Below are 17,079 nucleotides of genomic sequence, written 5' to 3'. Positions count from 1 at the left end.
TGGGCATCATTTGTCAAATTTGATATGAGACAGGCGGGCCTGGAATAATCGACACCGATTTTATTGCCCGGGGAATATCGACAATTATGTGACCAAATCCGCACAATGTTCACCCATGCAAAAAACGGGCAATGATCATCACAAAGGATGATAAGTGCCCGTTAATATCCAATTCGACTACACCTGTAATGCGCAAGTTCCAGCAACGCTGCCACGGAACAAGTTAACCTTTTGTTCCACCAGGGCAAAATACCTCGATTTATGGTTAACGCGCTATATCGAGTCGATTCATTGCTCGTTTAAGTGCTAATTCTGCTCTTCGGAAGTCTATGTCATCCTGTTTGGCCTGGAGACGCTGCTCAGCACGCTGTTTAGCTTCTTCTGCCCGCTGGACATCGATAGAAGCAGGATCTTCTGCAGCCTGGGCCAGTATTGTTACTTTATCCGGGCGTACCTCAAGAAACCCGCCACTTACAGCCAGTTGTCTGGTATCACTCTCAAGTTTCAGCCGTACTGAACTGATCGTTAATGGGGCGACCATTGGAATATGCCCTGGCAAAATACCGAGCTCTCCATTTTCAGCCTTACAGCTGACCATTTCAAAACCGTCTTCGAGTACCGGACCATCAGGAGTAACAACACTTACAGTCAGTGTGCTCAATGTAACCCCTCCTTGAGACAGGTAATGAACTGGGCAGGATATTCACAGCAATACAAGGCGTCTTGTTTGCTGTGAAATTGTCCAGTATTACGCGTCATCATTTTTATTCCATATCTTTTGCTTTTTCGACCACATCCTCAATACGGCCAACCAAACGGAAAGCGTCTTCCGGCAGATCGTCATGTTTGCCGTCGAGAATTTCTCTGAAACCTTTAACCGTTTCGCTTACTGGCACGTATGAGCCAGGCTGCCCGGTAAACTGTTCAGCGACGTGGAAGTTTTGTGACAGGAAGAACTGAATACGGCGTGCACGGGATACGGTCAGTTTGTCCTCGTCAGACAATTCGTCCATACCAAGAATCGCGATAATATCCTGCAGTTCTTTGTATTTTTGAAGCGTCTGCTGCACTTCACGCGCCACTTCGTAGTGATCTTCACCGACGACCTCAGGGTCAAGTGCCCGTGATGTAGATGCCAGCGGGTCAACCGCCGGATAAATACCTTGCTCGGACAGTCCACGGTCAAGGTTGGTTGTTGCATCCAAATGCGCAAATGTTGTGGCCGGTGCAGGGTCTGTATAGTCATCGGCAGGTACGTAAATGGCCTGAATCGATGTGACAGATCCTTTATCTGTGGTCGTAATCCGCTCCTGCAGCTGTCCCATCTCAGTTGCGAGTGTCGGCTGATAACCAACGGCTGACGGCATACGGCCAAGCAAAGCGGAAACTTCCATACCGGCTTGTGTGAAACGGAAAATGTTATCGATAAATAACAGTACGTCCTGACCTTCTTCATCACGGAAGTACTCTGCCATGGTCAAACCAGTCAAAGCCACACGCATACGTGCTCCCGGCGGCTCGTTCATCTGACCAAAAACCATGGCTGTTCTGTTTAAAACGCCGGATTCCTTCATTTCGTAATAAAGGTCATTACCTTCACGTGTCCGCTCACCGACCCCTGCGAAAACCGAGATACCGCCGTGTTCCTGAGCGACGTTGTTAATCAATTCCTGGATCAGTACAGTTTTACCGACACCGGCACCACCGAACAGACCGATCTTACCACCTCTGGTATATGGTGCCAGCAGGTCAACAACTTTAATACCTGTCTCAAGAATTTCTGTATCTGTCGTCAGATTTTCAAATTCAGGCGGCTGACGATGGATTGGGTCACGTCGATTATCTTCCGGTACTGGTTCATCAAGGTCGATGTGGTTACCAAGTACGTTGAAGACACGGCCGAGCGTAGCCTGACCAACCGGTACTGAGATTGATGCGCCTGTATCCTCAATTGCCATATTGCGCTTAAGGCCATCAGTCGATGCCATCGCAATTGTACGAACTGCATTGTCCCCAAGATGAAGTGCGACTTCAAGTGTCAGGTCAATATCCGGATCATCTTCACCGGGGCGGACAACTAATGCATTATTAATGTCAGGGAGCTCTCCTTCGCCGAATTTAACGTCGACTACCGGCCCCATGACTTGTGTTATATGTCCGTTGCTCATTTGTTTCCCTCCTATCCTATGTCAAACTCCTGTAAAGAGCTATTCAAGTGCTGCGACACCGCCAATAATCTCAGTGATTTCCTGTGTGATTGCGGCTTGACGGGCACGGTTATATGACAAAGTCAAATCATCGATCAGTTCATTGGCATTGTCAGTTGCATTACGCATAGCTGTCATCCGTGCTGCATGTTCACTTGCTTTGCCATCGAGCAAGGCACCATAAATCAAGCTCTCAGCATATTGCGGCAGGAGCACTTTCAGAATTTGTTCCTGATTTGGCTCGTACTCATACTGGCTTGTGCTGGCAGTTGCTTTTTCTTCCATATCGGTCAGCGGCAATAATTGCTTAGACGTGACGATCTGGGAGATGGCACTTTTATAATGGTTATAATAAATAGTCAATTCATCAATTTCTTCATCAACAAACATCTGAACCGTTTCAGATGCAAGGTCTTTGATATCATTAAAATTCGGCTGATCCGACATCCCCAAAATACTTTTAGCTACAGGCATGCCACGCTTCCTGAAAAATTCATAACCGACACGGCCGACAACGATGATGGTGTATTCATCGGTTGATTGGTGCCGACTTTGAATTGTTTCGTAAAGCTTTTTAAGCACACCGCTATTATAAGCACCAGCCAAACCACGATCGGACGTGATAACAAAATAGCCGGTCTTTTTAACATCGCGTTTTTCAAGCATCGGGTGTACCGCATCCATATTACTGCTGGCAATACTGGCGACGACTTCCTGGATTTTTTCACTGTAGGGAACAAACCGTTTAGCATTTTCTTCCGCTTTACTCATTTTTGAAGCCGAAACCATTTCCATTGCCTTGGTAATCTGTTTCGTTTTGGATGTCGAGTCAATCCGCTTTTGAATATCTCTAAGTGATGCCAAGCTTTTCACCACCCTTCCTTTATCGAGGTCGGAGGTTAGAATTCAGAAGCCGAAAGCTCAGTTCCGGCTCTTCATCCAAACTCTGTCTTTTACTATTAATTACTGGTCACTCGGCAAGAACGTTTTCTTGAATGCCTCTACGGCTTCTCTCATATCATCGTCTTCAGCCAATTGGCCGGTTTCACGGATGGTGGAAAGCACTTCTTTCCGGTTTTCTTCAAGCCAAGCGTGGAATTCAGCTTCAAAGCGCGTAACATCCTCTACCGGAATGTCATCAATAAGACCTTTCGTCAGTGCATAAATGATCATAACTTGCTTCTCAACTGCTAATGGCTGATGCAGCCCCTGTTTCAAAATTTCAACAGTACGCGCACCACGATCCAGTTTGGCCTGTGTGGATTTGTCTAAATCCGAGCCGAATTGGGCAAATGATTCGAGTTCACGATACGATGCCAAATCAAGACGCAATGTACCGGCAACTTTCTTCATTGCTTTCCGCTGTGCTGAACCACCCACACGGGAAACGGACAGACCCGCGTTAATCGCCGGACGCACACCTGAGAAGAATAAGTCGGACTGCAGGAAGATTTGACCGTCTGTAATTGAGATAACGTTTGTCGGGATATAAGCACCGATATCGCCTGCCTGTGTTTCAACAAACGGCAACGCAGTCAGCGATCCGCCGCCTTTATCATCACTCAGTTTGGCAGCACGTTCCAACAGACGTGAGTGCAGATAGAAAACATCCCCCGGGAACGCTTCACGGCCTGGCGGGCGGCGAAGCAACAAGGAAAGTTCACGGTATGCTGCTGCCTGTTTCGTTAAGTCATCGTACACGACAAGTACGTGCTTGCCATCGTGCATAAACTCTTCACCCATTGAAACGCCGGCATATGGTGCCAGGTATAATAGCGGTGCCGGTTCTGAAGCACCTGCAGATACAACAATTGTATTATCGAGTGCTCCATAACGCCGGAAAGTTTCAACCGTACTTCTGACCGTTGATTCCTTCTGGCCGATGGCAACATAAATACAGATCATATTTTCGTCTTTTTGGTTTAAAATTGTGTCCACTGCGATCGTCGTTTTACCTGTTTGACGGTCACCGATAATCAATTCCCGCTGACCGCGTCCGATTGGAACGAGTGCGTCAATTGCTTTAATGCCCGTCTGAAGCGGTTCCTTAACTTCCTGACGATCCATTATGGATGGCGCCGGTGCTTCAATCGGACGGTTTTTTGATGTTTCCACCGGGCCTTTTCCGTCAATCGGCTGGCCAAGCGGGTTAACAACACGCCCAAGCAATTCCTCCCCTACAGGTACTTGCATAACTCTGCCTGTACGGCGGACTTCATCGCCTTCATTTATATCTGTGAACGGTCCAAGGATGACGATACCAACGTTTCCTTCTTCAAGGTTCTGCGCCATACCCATAACGCCGTTCGAGAATTCAAGCAGTTCACCGGCCATGGCGTCGTCAAGCCCATGGGCACGTGCGATACCGTCACCGACTTCGATAACTGTACCGACATCATTGACTTCCAAACCAGCGTCAAAACTTTCAATTTGCTGTTTAATCAGCGAACTGATTTCTTCAGCTTTAATGCTCATACCATTTCACCCCTATCTTCATTAGTTTGCCGTTGTCATATTCCGTTCGATTCGTTTGAGTTTGCCGCTTATTGTGCCATCATAAATCCGATTGCCAATCTGCAGTTTGATACCGCCGATAATTGAAGGATCAACGACATTATCAAGCTTAACTGCCTGTTTATTAAAGCGCTTTGCAAACGACTGTTCCAGCTGTTCTTTTTCATTTTGTGACAATTCGCGAACAGAATATACTGTAGCTTCTGCGATTCCTTTCACATCATTTACCATTTGGGTAAAATGGTCAATAATGGCCGGCACAAGGCCGATACGATGACGTGATGCGAGTAACTTCAACGTATTCCGTATATCTTCTGAGAAACGTTGAAACGCATCGTCAAGAAATTGCTTCTTTTTCTCATTATTAACACGCGGGTGTTCCAGGAATACAGCAAGCTGGTCGTTATTGGTAAATATCGATTTCAGGACATTAGATTCTTCAACCAATTGCTCCAGCGTTCCTTTTTCATTGCCGATTTGAAAAAGAGCTTCTGCATAGCGGCTGGCTACTACTTCGCTCATCGCTCTTCTCCTACCTCTTTAATGTATTCGTTGATCAGTTCTTCTTGATCCTGCTCACTGATTTCTTTTTCAATAACTTTGCTGGCAATCAGTACGGATAATGAAGAAACCTGGTCCTGCAATGTCTGAATCGCTTTTTCTTTTTCGTTTTCGATTTCTTCCCGGGCCGATACCTTGATGCGATCGGCTTCCTGGCGCGCCGATTCAATAATATCCTGTTCCTGTTTCGTCCCGGCGTTCCGTGCATCTTCAATAATCTGGGATGCTTCCTGCTTTGTTTGTTTGAGCTGCTCAGCTGCTTCTTCACGCGCTTTTTCAGCTTCCGCACGGCTTTGTTCAGCAGCTTCAATTTCCCCTGCTACATATTCTTCACGTTGTTGCATGACGTTCATTAACGGTCCCCATGCAAATTTACGGACTAAAGCGATCAGAACGATAAAGAAGAAAAGCTGCATCAGCATATCGCCGACGTGGAGGCCGCCGAGTACTGCGTATACATGCGTAAATCCGGTGAATGACTGCACGAAATTCACTCCTTTCACTGTACGTTATAGAGCTATTAAACTGGAATTTTAAACCTTCGTCATTTCAAACCTTCATGGCAACAAACAACGGCGAAGCTTAGCAAGTACAGTCTTCGCCATTATTCGTTTGACCATTTTATTACATGACCATTAGTGCTATAACAACCGCGATAATCGGCATCGCCTCGACCAAACCTACACCAATGAACATTGTTGTTTGAAGCTGACCTCTTAATTCCGGCTGACGTGCAATCCCTTCAACCGTACGACTGACGATAAGACCGTTACCTACACCTGCACCCAGTGCTGCCAAACCTACTGCTATTGCTGCTGCTAATGCTCCTGACATAATATGAATCCTCCTCAAAATTATTATATTAGTTTTTTTAGTATTCCCATTTCAGCATTTGGAACAGCCGAAACGGATTACCTAACAATTTTTAGTGAAACCTAGTGATCACTTGATACCTTATGTGAGATGTAAACCATTGACAGCATTGTGAAAATGAATGCCTGAATTGTTCCGATAAAGACACTGAATCCTTGCCATGCCAGCATCGGAATTGCTCCGCCCAAGAAGCCTAAGAAGCTTGATGTCGTTAAGCCTACCAAAAGGGTTAATAATACCTCGCCCGCGTAAATGTTTCCAAACAGACGCAGACCCAATGTCAGCGTGTTCGAAAATTCTTCAATGACCTTAATCGGGAAAAATAACGGGAATGGCCGTATGAAATCTTTGCCATATTCTTTTACCCCACGAGATTTAATTCCATAATAATGGCTCAGCACGATTACCATTGCTGCCAGTGTCAGTGTTAATCCGGCATCCGAGGTCGGTGACTTCCACCATAAGTCATGGCCGAAGACCCCCATTGTCATAACACCAAGCAAGTTGCTCACCAGAATATACGTAATGAGCGTCAGGGCCAATGGCAAAAAGATTTTCCCTTGTTTCCAGTCCATAGCGTCACTGATCATGCCTTTGACAAAATCAAGGATCCATTCCATAAAATTCTGGACACCTGTCGGCTTCATTTGAAGCTTCCTTGAGCCCAGGACACTAAGGATAAATACAATGAGTGAAGCAATCGCTATCATCATGACGTTTGATAAATTAAAATCAAGCCAGGATATCCCGAACACGTCATGTACAATCGGTGCTCCATGATCCATTTCTTTTCACCCCTCTTCCAAGAAATACTTCTTAGCTTTCCAAAAACCGGCGTCTTTCTCCACCTTGCAAAAGATGCGGCAGTGTCACTTATTAAAAAGCCCGGGAAGTGTTTAACTGTTTCGAAAATGAAACATAAAAAAATCTATCATCATAACCAGGTAGGAGGTCATCAACCCGATGATAACAAAAATCATGTCGAAATATTCTTCAAAACGAAGTGCAATAATGACAGTTAATGCTGCTGCCGCTACTCTGGACAACGTCCCGAGCCCCGCCCCGGTTTGTTCCTTTTGTGCCGCCTCTGCAAAAGCGTCTATTTTGCGCTGAAGCAGCCACAAATTATACAAGCTTGCAGAACCGCCTAAAAGAAGTCCGAGAAATATTCGAGTAAATGGCGTGAAACCCGCGCCAAGAACGAATATTGCGAGAAGGTAGAACATCCACTTCCGTTCTCTGGTAATGATACTTTCATAATGCGACATGATTAGACTCTTCTCCCACATATCCGGGCGTAATAGATTCTTCCTCAACACTCACAAAAAGGCAAAATTTTTTGTGATATCGTGAGGTAAATCACTGCTCATAAGGAACTGACATCATAATATTATGTAAGGATGTTAGCGCTATTTTTCCAAGCATAGTTGTAACCCTTACCATTCCACACTAAGCTAGTTTACATTAGCCATACCCTATTGTCAATCAGTATCCCGGTAAATCACACTGCCATCTTTTTTGGTGTTTTCCGTCATAATCTTCCCCCTGTTTCGGCAAAATTTAGCTGGCCCTGACTATTCATTATATAGGATAATAAAAACTTATTGTTATGAACATTATGTGACAAAATTTGACGGGCTTTTTAGAAAATTATACCCAGCCAAGCCCGTCTCCCCAAAATTTAAGTTTCATCTATATAAACCCTCGTCTGATAGCTCTCGATGGATCCGTCCGTCAATCTGACACTGATTACCGCCACATGCTCGCCCGGGCTGTCAATCTTAGAAGCTTTAATCTTACCTTCATTAAGACCGACTTGCACATTCTCTGATTCAATCAAGGTCTGTTCATACATAAGCGTTTGCGGGTGATACAATGCAACCTCGATGCTTTCGGCGGGATCCGGCAAATAAAGCTGATAGCTGTACGTATCGTTTGAGAAAGCTTCGAGTGAAAAATCAAAGCCCATCGCTTTCGGATACGCCGCCGTCCGGTTAACAAAAAGGTATGGAAGGTGATATGGTTTGTCACCTTCATTTAATGTAAGCCATCCCTGCTGAATGCCTTCATCAATCTGTTTCTGATTAACCGTCAGTTCGATCGCAAGTTTTTTGGTTTGACCGCCCTCTAATGTAAAACTTAAAGGCAACTTCCATGTAAGACCTTTTTGTTTTTTTGGAACGGAAAACGTATACGCCTTCGCTTCCTCGGATTTATTTTCAATCACAATCTCTGCTGTTTTCGTTTCCTGATGGTCTGTGATTTTACCAAATGAAAGCAATGGATCTTCAATAACGGTTTTTGTGTTGATCGCTTCTTCCGGCCGGATAGTGCCGGTGCCTTGAATGTTTGGAGCAATAGGGGAGCCTGCGTCGTTCACTCTTTCGGCGGTCGTCTTTAAAGCGCCTGTCAATTCTTCAACCGTCCAGTCTGGATGAGCTTCCATTAACAGTGCCATCGCACCTGATACTTGAGGTGCCGCCATACTTGTTCCCTGCAATTCACCGTAGGCTTCCGGCACAGTACTCAAAATACGCGTCCCCGGGGCACTGACGTCCGGTTTCAGATCCCAGTTCACAGTAACCGGTCCCCGTGAACTGAAATCGGCTATTCCAAGCTTGGTTGTCGCAAATTTTGTCTCCATGTAAAGGTAATTATTTTTAGCTTTTTTTGAAAGCCACTCGCCGTCCTTTTTTGAAATGGATGCCACTGGGATTCGGACGGGTACTTCCCCGTCTGTAATTGTTCCTTGAAAATTTCCTTTTTCGTGATTATAAATGAGCGCAGCTGTCGCACCGGCTTTCTGTGCCTGTCTGGCTAATTCGGTAAAGGGCGTTTTGCCGCGTTGTATCAAGGCTATTTTACCTTTGACGTTTTGCCCGTCTAATGATGCTACGTCATAACTTTTATCGAGCTGCCATGGTTTCGAGCCGCGCATTTCAACAAGCGGGATTTTTTTATCTGAGAGTGATTCAAATAAAAAGGGAACGGTACGCGGATTGGATGACGCTCCGACAGAAAGCGCATTCGTTGCTGTGGCCGGGGATCCGATAGTCCAATTTTCCGGTCCGGCATTGCCATTTGCAATGACAACAGGAACACCGAGATCCACCGCGCGATTAACTGCCGCACTTGTCGGAAAATCCGGTCCATTAACGGCATTCCCCAGAGACAGATTGATAATATCTGCACCATCATCAATTGCCTCCTCAAGCGCAGCAATAACCTGAACCGATGTTCCCATCCCCCCGGGGCCGAGCGCACGGTACGCGTAAATAGCCGCATCCGGAGCAACGCCCTTCAATTGGCCATTTGCCGCAATTATGCCCGCTACATGTGTGCCGTGCATCGTTGGAATGCCTTCTTCAACAGTCGTTTCCATCGGATCTTCATCCAAATCGACCAAATCATAGCCGCCTGCATAGTTGTCTTTCAAGTCGGGGTGATTATAGTCAATGCCGGTATCAATGACCGCCACCTGAACACCTTCACCCGTGTAAGATGTCTTATTCAAGTCAGATGGCATGACACTGTTTTCCGTTTGATTCAATGGAGGAACCTGCTCCTGTTCGATTTTATAGGAGACAGCAGGGTGCACAGATTTTATGAAATCAAGCGATTCCAGCCTTTTGAATCGCTCCGGTTCACCTTTTAAGGCAAGCCCGTTGAATAGTGTGTCATATACAGCAATCACATCGATATATGGGTGATACGTTTCCAGGTATGTTTTATGTTCTTTCGGAGATCCGTCAACTTCAATAATAATGGAAGTTTTTTCATTTAAGTCCTTTTCAGCCGTTGCGGATCCGGCCGTAAATAAAAAAATAACTGCAGCAGACAGTACCAGTAGTATGCGCCTCATGACCTATGCTCCCTTTTTCACATGTGATTGTCCGTAGCATTTGAAAAATAAGTCGAAAGCATACATACAAAGCTGTTTTGCTGTTCATAAAAAACGAGCACTCTTTTAGAAACCAGCCATAATAGGAAAAGATCCGGCGGCGGGCCGGATCTTCGGTTAGACTACTTATTAAAATATTCCTGAATGGCATCGGCAATTTTGCCTGATGCTTCGCCATCACCATAAGGGTTTGAGGCCTTAGCCATTTTCTCATGAGCAGCGGCATCACGTAATAGGTCATCAGCAAGGTTAAAAATAGTTTCTTCATCGGTACCTGCCAATTTAAGCGTGCCTGCATCGATGCCTTCCGGGCGTTCAGTCGTGTTGCGCAATACGAGCACCGGAACGCCGAGCGACGGTGCTTCTTCCTGCACGCCGCCAGAGTCTGTCATGATTAAATGCGACCGGGCTGCAAAGTTATGAAAATCAACCACTCCAAGCGGTTCAATTAAGTTAATCCGGTCATCCTCTCCCAAAATTTCGTTTGCCGTCCGTTGTACAACCGGATTCAGGTGGACCGGGTAAACCACGTGAATATCGTTGTGTGCATCCACCAACCGCTTAATCGCTCTGAACATCTGTTCCATGTTGCTGCCCAGGTTCTCTCGCCGGTGTGCCGTAACCAGCACCAAACGCCTGTCTTCCGTCTCATCTAAGACAGCACTGGTGTAACCGTCGTCGACCGTGGTTTTCAATGCATCAATCGCTGTGTTTCCCGTCACCACAATGCGTTCAGCCGACTTATTTTCTTCGAGCAGGTTTTGCCTGGATTTGTCCGTCGGTGCGAAATGCAGATCAGCCATGACACCTGTCAGCTGGCGATTCATTTCTTCCGGGTATGGTGAATATTTATCCCACGTACGCAAGCCAGCTTCGACATGACCGAGCGCGACCTGATTGTAATAGGCGGCAAGTGATGCTGCAAACGTTGTTGTTGTGTCGCCATGGACAAGAACCATATCAGGCTCGGTTTGCTTCATGACTTCATCGAGCCCTTCGAGAACGCGTTTTGTGATCTGAGCGAGCGATTGCTGCTTTTTCATGATGTTCAGGTCGAAGTCAGGCGTAATACCAAAAATATCGAGCACCTGATCGAGCATTTCCCGGTGTTGTGCCGTTACCGTGACGATTGGTTCAAACACGTCAGGACGTTTTTTCAGTTCCAGGACGAGCGGGGCCATTTTAATCGCTTCCGGACGCGTTCCAAATATCGTCATAACTTTAATACGTTTTTTCATTTGCAGCACCTCCTTTATTTGGTGCCGTATAAGCGGTCACCGGCATCGCCGAGACCCGGCTCGATATAACCATGGTCGTTCAGCTTTTCATCGAGTGCAGCGAGAAAGATATCGACATCGGGGTGTTCATTTTGTATGACTTCTACGCCCTCCGGTGCAGCGACCAGACACATCAGGCGGATTTGCTTTGCACCACGCTTTTTCAACGAGTGGATCGCATCGTTGGCGGAACCGCCGGTGGCAAGCATCGGGTCTATCACGATTAATTCGCGTTCTTCAATATCAGAAGGCAGTTTTATGTAATATTCGTGCGGTTTTAATGTTTCCGGATCACGGTACAGCCCAACGTGACCGACACGGGCCGCAGGAATTAATTTCAGCATGCCGTCAACCATACCGAGGCCTGCGCGGAGGATTGGTATTAATCCGATTTTTTTACCTGCCAATACGTGCGTTGTTGCTTCCATTACCGGCGTTTCAGTCGTCTGTTCCTGGACCGGCAGATTACGTGTAATCTCAAACGCCATTAGCATGGCAACTTCATCGACAAGTTCGCGGAATTCCTTTGTTCCAGTATGTTTATCGCGTATGTACGTTAATTTGTGCTGAATTAACGGATGATCCAGTACGTGTACTTTTCCCATTTCACCGATCACTCCTTGATTATTAGTGGCATCTTTAAAATTGTACTTAAAAATAGACGTGCTTTCAAGTGTACATGGTAAAGTTATTAAGACAGCAGCACAGTTTGGGGGGTTTTTACGCGAAATATGGGGGTGAACCAACCGAAATCAGGGGGGACCACGCGCTATCCGGAGGAGACCAACCGAAATCGGGCGGGGACCACGCGACATCCGGGGGAGACCAACCGAAATTGGGCGGGGATCACGCGAAATTCAGTGAGGCCACGCGATATCCACCGAACATCACGCAATCAGGCACTCTAGCCGGTCGTGCCGCGCTCCCCCTTATCAGAAAAGGATGCTCCCATAAGGAACATCCTCAACGTTATGCATATAATGGAAATTTGCCGGTCAATTCTTCAACACGCTGTTCAGCTTCGCGGAGCACATTTTCATCTTCATGGTTCTTCAAAACCGTTGCGATAATCGAAGCAATTTCTTTCATTTCTGCTTCTTTAAACCCGCGGGTCGTTACGGCTGCTGTGCCGATGCGCATTCCGCTTGTAACAAACGGGCTTTCTGTATCAAATGGAATCGTATTTTTATTGGCGGTGATTCCTATATCATCCAATACTTTCTCCGCGACTTTACCGGTTAAATTGAGCGGCGTTACGTCGAGCAGCAGCAGATGGTTTTCAGTTCCGCCCGATACGATGCGCAGACCTTCATCGGTCAAGGCCTCGCTCAGTGCTTTGGCGTTATCAATAATTTGTTTCGCATATGCCTTAAACTCATCCGTCAATGCTTCCTTGAATGACACTGCTTTGGCGGCAATAACATGCATGAGCGGTCCGCCCTGCATCCTCGGGAAGACGTTCTTATCGACGAGTTTGGCGTGTTCTTCTTTGCACAAAATCATTCCCCCGCGCGGCCCGCGCAAGGTTTTATGTGTGGTCGTTGTTACAAAATCGGCATACGGCACCGGGTTTTGGTGAAGCCCTGCAGCAATCAGCCCTGCAATATGCGCCATATCCACAAGCAAATACGCACCGACTTCATCGGCAATTTCGCGGAATTTGGCAAAGTCAATTCCACTGGAATACGCACTTGCACCAGCGATAATCAGTTTTGGCTGCACTTCTTTTGCCCGTTCGCGAACGGCGTCATAATCCAGTTTCTCGGTTTCTTTATCGACACCGTAATCTGCAACATTGTACAATTTGCCACTGAAATTGACCGGGCTGCCATGGGTTAAATGACCGCCATGGTTTAAATTCATGCCAAGAATCGTGTCACCCGGATCCAAGACAGAAAAGTAAACCGCCATGTTAGCCTGCGCGCCTGAATGCGGCTGGACGTTCGCATGCTCAGCTCCGAACAGTTCTTTTGCCCGGTCACGAGCAAGGTTTTCCGCAACATCGACATGCTCACAGCCCCCATAGTAACGCTTGCCGGGATAACCTTCAGCATACTTGTTTGTCATGACCGAACCCATCGCTTCCATAACGGCTTCTGAGACAAAATTTTCTGACGCAATTAATTCAATTTTATCCTGCTGGCGTGATTTTTCAGCCTGTATTGCTTCATACAGTTCGTGATCAGTCTGCTTTAGATTTTGCATATGTAAGTCCTCCTTGTGGATTTGGGTGATAAAATAATCGCAGTCCGGTGGAACCGCCACAGCCAAGTTACTCGCCTGTCATGTTTTCTGCTGTTTCCTGATCGTACACGGCACGTTCCCCGCCGATTAATTTGGGACGTGTGCGGGCGGCAGTGGCCCGTGCCCCGCCAATGGATCGCTGGCTGAACCTGAGCGGTACGGCGACGGGTTTCAAATGCATGCCAATCATCGTTTCGCCAATATCCAGTCCGCCATCTGCCTCGATTGATTCTACCAGAACAGGGTTTTTCATATTTTTATAGGCAAACGATGCCATCGACCCGCCGGCACGTGGCACAGGGACTGCCGAAACTTCTGTCAGGTTCTGTTTTTGCATCGTTTCTTTTTCAACAACGAGGGAGCGATTCAAGTGTTCACAGCACTGAAAAGCGATCTGCACGCCTGTTGCAGTCTGAATCGCTGTCAATTCTTCAAAAAGCGCAGAAGCAACCGCTTCACTCCCTGCTGTGCCAATTTTTTCTCCGACCACCTCGCTGGTCGAGCAGCCTATAACAATTACATCGCCCGGTTTCAGGCAGCCGCTCGCTTGCCACTCCTTGGTAATAGTCTTGATATCGCGGGTGACTTGTGTTTTAAGATTCATGATTACTCACCTCTCGCTGGCGTGGCGGGTTTGACGACACAACAGCTGTTCACGCTGTCATACTCATCCCTCTTGTTGTGTGAGGTTACGGTGTGCTTTCCATTTTTTTCGCAAGTGCTTCAATATGTTTCTTAAGCTCATTTCTTGTTTGCTGATAGGTGCCTAATTCCCCGCCAAATGGATCGGAAATATCAAAATTGATCAGACTGGATTCAAGTTTATGAATTTTTTCCCAATCTTCGTGTAAATAATTTCTTAATTGACGGTCCAGCTCAGATGCATCCATTTTATACTGATTCTTATAAATGAACCGGGATCTTTTTTCCTCATAATCAGCATATAGCCGCTTCAATTCATCCCATATCTTCTTATCCTGATTGGATACGTATTCGATTAATGTGTAATATTTATCCTGAAAATCAGGGTGTTCGATGATCAGTGATTGTTTATGCTGGGTTGTCATCGTGAGTACGACGTCTGCCCATTGCAGCAATTTGCCGTTTATCGGCTGCGTTTTCGTTTCCAGTGGAATCCCAATTTCTTTTAAAGCGGCTGCGGCATGATCATTGGGGCGTTGGTTGGGCACAGCAAAAATACCCGCCGATTGCACTTCAGCCCCGGGGACTTTATCTTTCAACAATGCTTCGGCCATAGGACTCCGGCACGTATTTCCTGTACATACAAACAAGATCTTCATAGAGTGGACCTCCGATATGGGAAAAATCAATCCTATTCAAACTATATCATAGAATGGTAACGTTGTCAGAAAAAATTCCGCAAAAAACGAGGCCGGGATAAAAGGTTTAAAAGTAAATGAAAAGACGAACGATTATTAGGATGGGGAGCGGGATACACCGCTCCGGAAATATACTTCGCTTTCCGCGGGCGGCTGGTGAGCCACTCGTGCCAAGGCACTTCGCTGTCTCACCTATGCCTCTTCTCCCGCTGGAGTCTACGCATATTTCCTCCGCTAACCATTCTTTTATCGTTCGTATTTTAATATTGAAGTTATAAGTTATGTCCCAACATCATTTGAACGGCAGTGATGAAAAGACGAGGAGGACAAATTTAACGGCGAAGATTGTGAACTTCAGCGAAAAGGGGGCGACTTGAGCGGACATACGGGACGCTTGAGCTGATTTTGTAACAACTTGAGCCGATATGCTTCCCTTACAGTCGGGTCAGCCGAATAATATATGCAACCCAAACCCGCAGAGAATGCTGCCGCCTAAGATTTCACTGTAAACACCAAATAGGCCGTGCATTTTTTTTCCTAAAACCATGCCTGTCCATGTCAGGACCATACTTGCCGTTCCAAACAACAACAAAGCGATAACCGTTTTCACTTCTGACAAACCAAGGCTCAGACCAACTGAAAAGCTATCGAGACTGACACTGAGCGCGAAAAATATTAATCCAATTCCAATGGGCTGTGCGAGCCTTTTGGATACGTGGTTGAAGGAGGAGAATATCATCTGAGCGCCTATGCCAAAAAGCAGCAACCCACCGGAAAGCGTTGCATAGCCACCGATCTGCTCTGAGATGAAATGCCCCAGCAATATACCGAGAAATGGCATGAAGACATGAAATAATCCAATAACCGCACCAACAATCGCGATTCGCTTTAACCGAATCTTTTGCATCCCCATGCCAAGACTGACCGAGAAAGCATCCATCCCCAAAGCGATTGCCATAAATACAAGTGATACTATATCTCCAAAATGAGCTGCCGGCATAAAAATCCCCCTTGAACATACTGTTACACTCTATGCCTGTCCAAGGGGAGTTATGCACTTCTTTCATTTGTACCGACGACCTGAAAATGCACCATATTTAGCGCAGCATATTTAATTAGCCACAAATTCGGTGGCGGCTTTTTCCAGCCGGTTCATGACGGCCTGACCGATGCCTTCAAGGTCAAATGTTTCACATAAAATTAAATCGACATCTTCATGTTTGAAAACGCGCAACGCATCATACAACGATGCGGCGATTTCCCGCAAATCAGACCCAAGTGGGATTGTTCGGTCAGCATGAAGTTTAGCGGCTGTTTCAGTACTCGCCATCACACCGACCCGTTTACCGCCTTTCCGTTCTGTATCAATAACAGACTGAATTGCTTCGGCAGATCCATCTACCAACCACATCGGAACGTCCGGTGCATAGTGTGTATATTTCATGCCGGGTGCTTTAGGCTGTGAAGCTGTGCCAGCCAGCGCCGGGTCAATCATCACCTGGCCGATTTCGCCTTCAAGCTGTTCTTTCGTAATCCCGCCCGGTCTGAGGATCACCGGTATTTCCTGCGTACAATCGATTACCGTCGACTCGACACCGACACCTGTCGCACCACCATCCACAAGCCCAGCAATTCTGCCCTCTAAATCGGACCATACGTGATCGGCGGTGGTCGGGCTTGGTTTCCCCGAGATATTAGCACTCGGAGCTGCAAGCGGCAGGTCGCATTTTTTCAATAAGCCTCTAGCGACTGGATGATCAGGAATCCGGACACCGATTGTGGATAATCCTGCTGTTACATTTTCTGCACATGTCCCATTACTCGGCAATACAAGTGTCAACGGCCCTGGTGTAAACGCATCAATCAGCTTTTCAGCAACTACCGGAAGTGACGTGACCAGGTTTTTCAGCTGTTTTTTGGTGGCGACATGGGCAATCAGCGGATTGTCTTCCGGCCGGCCTTTTGCCTTGAATATTTTTGAGACGGCTTCCTTTTTGGTTGCATCTGCGCCAAGTCCATAAACGGTCTCCGTCGGAAAAGCCACCGTCTCCCCCTCCCGCAAAAGTACTGATGCTGCTGCAAGTGCTTCTGATGCATCGTTTTCGTTATCGATATACATACGTTTTGTCTGCATGACTGTTGTCCCTCTTTCATGTTTAACT

Annotated in this window: 17 protein-coding genes; all 17 read right to left on the bottom strand. The window is 46.6% G+C overall.

All coding sequences use genetic code 11. The features are described from left to right. Positions 1 to 265 precede the first annotated feature (265 nt). The gene (locus BMZ22_RS11585; protein ID WP_090085702.1) at positions 266 to 661 is read right to left on the bottom strand and encodes a F0F1 ATP synthase subunit epsilon; all 396 of its coding nucleotides are present in this window, start codon (positions 659 to 661) and stop codon (positions 266 to 268) included. A gap of 103 nt (positions 662 to 764) precedes the next feature. After that, the gene (atpD, locus tag BMZ22_RS11580) at positions 765 to 2,168 is read right to left on the bottom strand and encodes a F0F1 ATP synthase subunit beta (RefSeq protein ID WP_090085700.1); all 1,404 of its coding nucleotides are present in this window, start codon (positions 2,166 to 2,168) and stop codon (positions 765 to 767) included. Between the two features lie 39 nt (positions 2,169 to 2,207). After that, positions 2,208 to 3,071: an ATP synthase F1 subunit gamma gene (gene atpG / locus BMZ22_RS11575; RefSeq protein ID WP_090085698.1), complete on the bottom strand. Its 864-nt coding sequence runs from the start codon at positions 3,069 to 3,071 to the stop codon at positions 2,208 to 2,210. Between the two features lie 99 nt (positions 3,072 to 3,170). Continuing rightward, the gene (gene atpA / locus BMZ22_RS11570; RefSeq protein WP_090085696.1) at positions 3,171 to 4,682 is read right to left on the bottom strand and encodes a F0F1 ATP synthase subunit alpha; all 1,512 of its coding nucleotides are present in this window, start codon (positions 4,680 to 4,682) and stop codon (positions 3,171 to 3,173) included. 21 nt (positions 4,683 to 4,703) lie between these two features. Continuing rightward, entirely contained in the window at positions 4,704 to 5,243 is a 540-nt protein-coding gene (locus BMZ22_RS11565; RefSeq protein ID WP_090085694.1) for a F0F1 ATP synthase subunit delta, read from the bottom strand. Further along, entirely contained in the window at positions 5,240 to 5,704 is a 465-nt protein-coding gene (gene atpF / locus BMZ22_RS11560; protein WP_425434285.1) for a F0F1 ATP synthase subunit B, read from the bottom strand. The genes BMZ22_RS11565 and atpF overlap by 4 nt, the downstream gene beginning before the upstream one ends. A gap of 202 nt (positions 5,705 to 5,906) precedes the next feature. Beyond that, positions 5,907 to 6,116, bottom strand: a complete 210-nt coding sequence (atpE, locus tag BMZ22_RS11555) for a F0F1 ATP synthase subunit C (RefSeq protein ID WP_090085689.1) — start codon at positions 6,114 to 6,116, stop codon at positions 5,907 to 5,909. A gap of 101 nt (positions 6,117 to 6,217) precedes the next feature. Then, positions 6,218 to 6,940: a F0F1 ATP synthase subunit A gene (atpB, locus tag BMZ22_RS11550; RefSeq protein WP_090085687.1), complete on the bottom strand. Its 723-nt coding sequence runs from the start codon at positions 6,938 to 6,940 to the stop codon at positions 6,218 to 6,220. 111 nt (positions 6,941 to 7,051) lie between these two features. Next, complete coding sequence (locus BMZ22_RS11545) at positions 7,052 to 7,423, bottom strand: ATP synthase subunit I (protein ID WP_090085685.1); 372 nt, start codon at positions 7,421 to 7,423, stop codon at positions 7,052 to 7,054. Positions 7,424 to 7,836: 413 nt separating this feature from the next. Beyond that, a complete protein-coding gene (locus BMZ22_RS11540; RefSeq protein WP_090085683.1) occupies positions 7,837 to 10,017 on the bottom strand; it encodes a S8 family serine peptidase in 2,181 nt (726 codons plus the stop codon). 161 nt (positions 10,018 to 10,178) lie between these two features. Continuing rightward, positions 10,179 to 11,294 carry a non-hydrolyzing UDP-N-acetylglucosamine 2-epimerase gene (gene wecB, locus BMZ22_RS11535; protein ID WP_090085681.1) on the bottom strand — a complete coding sequence of 372 codons (1,116 nt, stop codon included), beginning with the start codon at positions 11,292 to 11,294 and terminating at the stop codon, positions 10,179 to 10,181. Between the two features lie 14 nt (positions 11,295 to 11,308). Next, positions 11,309 to 11,938, bottom strand: coding sequence for a uracil phosphoribosyltransferase (upp, locus tag BMZ22_RS11530; RefSeq protein ID WP_090085680.1), 630 nt, complete (start codon positions 11,936 to 11,938; stop codon positions 11,309 to 11,311). A gap of 364 nt (positions 11,939 to 12,302) precedes the next feature. Further along, positions 12,303 to 13,538 (bottom strand): serine hydroxymethyltransferase, encoded by a 1,236-nt coding sequence (locus BMZ22_RS11525; RefSeq protein ID WP_090085678.1) that lies wholly within the window; start codon positions 13,536 to 13,538, stop codon positions 12,303 to 12,305. Between the two features lie 67 nt (positions 13,539 to 13,605). Further along, positions 13,606 to 14,181: a TIGR01440 family protein gene (locus BMZ22_RS11520; protein ID WP_090085676.1), complete on the bottom strand. Its 576-nt coding sequence runs from the start codon at positions 14,179 to 14,181 to the stop codon at positions 13,606 to 13,608. Positions 14,182 to 14,266: 85 nt separating this feature from the next. After that, positions 14,267 to 14,878 carry a low molecular weight protein arginine phosphatase gene (locus BMZ22_RS11515; RefSeq protein ID WP_090085675.1) on the bottom strand — a complete coding sequence of 204 codons (612 nt, stop codon included), beginning with the start codon at positions 14,876 to 14,878 and terminating at the stop codon, positions 14,267 to 14,269. Positions 14,879 to 15,362: 484 nt separating this feature from the next. Then, positions 15,363 to 15,917 (bottom strand): manganese efflux pump MntP, encoded by a 555-nt coding sequence (locus tag BMZ22_RS11510; RefSeq protein WP_090085673.1) that lies wholly within the window; start codon positions 15,915 to 15,917, stop codon positions 15,363 to 15,365. Positions 15,918 to 16,028: 111 nt separating this feature from the next. Continuing rightward, complete coding sequence (locus BMZ22_RS11505; protein ID WP_090085671.1) at positions 16,029 to 17,051, bottom strand: L-threonylcarbamoyladenylate synthase; 1,023 nt, start codon at positions 17,049 to 17,051, stop codon at positions 16,029 to 16,031. Between the last annotated feature and the right edge of the window lie 28 nt (positions 17,052 to 17,079).

It is taken from the genome of Lentibacillus persicus (assembly GCF_900112705.1).
GTDB lineage: Bacteria > Bacillota > Bacilli > Bacillales > Amphibacillaceae > Lentibacillus > Lentibacillus persicus.
The sequence above is the reverse complement of the archived record's forward strand: the minus strand, read 5'-3'. Positions and strand labels throughout refer to the sequence as shown.

Coding starts and splice junctions, on each gene's coding strand:
- BMZ22_RS11565 (WP_090085694.1), bottom strand. CDS start 5,243: ATGAGCGAAGTAGTAGCCAGCCGCTATGCAGAAGCTCTTTTTCAAATC.
- BMZ22_RS11520 (WP_090085676.1), bottom strand. CDS start 14,181: ATGAATCTTAAAACACAAGTCACCCGCGATATCAAGACTATTACCAAG.
- BMZ22_RS11525 (WP_090085678.1), bottom strand. CDS start 13,538: ATGCAAAATCTAAAGCAGACTGATCACGAACTGTATGAAGCAATACAG.
- BMZ22_RS11545 (WP_090085685.1), bottom strand. CDS start 7,423: ATGTCGCATTATGAAAGTATCATTACCAGAGAACGGAAGTGGATGTTC.
- atpF (WP_425434285.1), bottom strand. CDS start 5,704: ATGCTGATGCAGCTTTTCTTCTTTATCGTTCTGATCGCTTTAGTCCGT.
- upp (WP_090085680.1), bottom strand. CDS start 11,938: ATGGGAAAAGTACACGTACTGGATCATCCGTTAATTCAGCACAAATTA.
- atpA (WP_090085696.1), bottom strand. CDS start 4,682: ATGAGCATTAAAGCTGAAGAAATCAGTTCGCTGATTAAACAGCAAATT.
- BMZ22_RS11540 (WP_090085683.1), bottom strand. CDS start 10,017: ATGAGGCGCATACTACTGGTACTGTCTGCTGCAGTTATTTTTTTATTT.
- BMZ22_RS11510 (WP_090085673.1), bottom strand. CDS start 15,917: ATGCCGGCAGCTCATTTTGGAGATATAGTATCACTTGTATTTATGGCA.
- BMZ22_RS11515 (WP_090085675.1), bottom strand. CDS start 14,878: ATGAAGATCTTGTTTGTATGTACAGGAAATACGTGCCGGAGTCCTATG.
- atpE (WP_090085689.1), bottom strand. CDS start 6,116: ATGTCAGGAGCATTAGCAGCAGCAATAGCAGTAGGTTTGGCAGCACTG.
- BMZ22_RS11505 (WP_090085671.1), bottom strand. CDS start 17,051: ATGCAGACAAAACGTATGTATATCGATAACGAAAACGATGCATCAGAA.
- atpB (WP_090085687.1), bottom strand. CDS start 6,940: ATGGATCATGGAGCACCGATTGTACATGACGTGTTCGGGATATCCTGG.
- atpD (WP_090085700.1), bottom strand. CDS start 2,168: ATGAGCAACGGACATATAACACAAGTCATGGGGCCGGTAGTCGACGTT.
- wecB (WP_090085681.1), bottom strand. CDS start 11,294: ATGAAAAAACGTATTAAAGTTATGACGATATTTGGAACGCGTCCGGAA.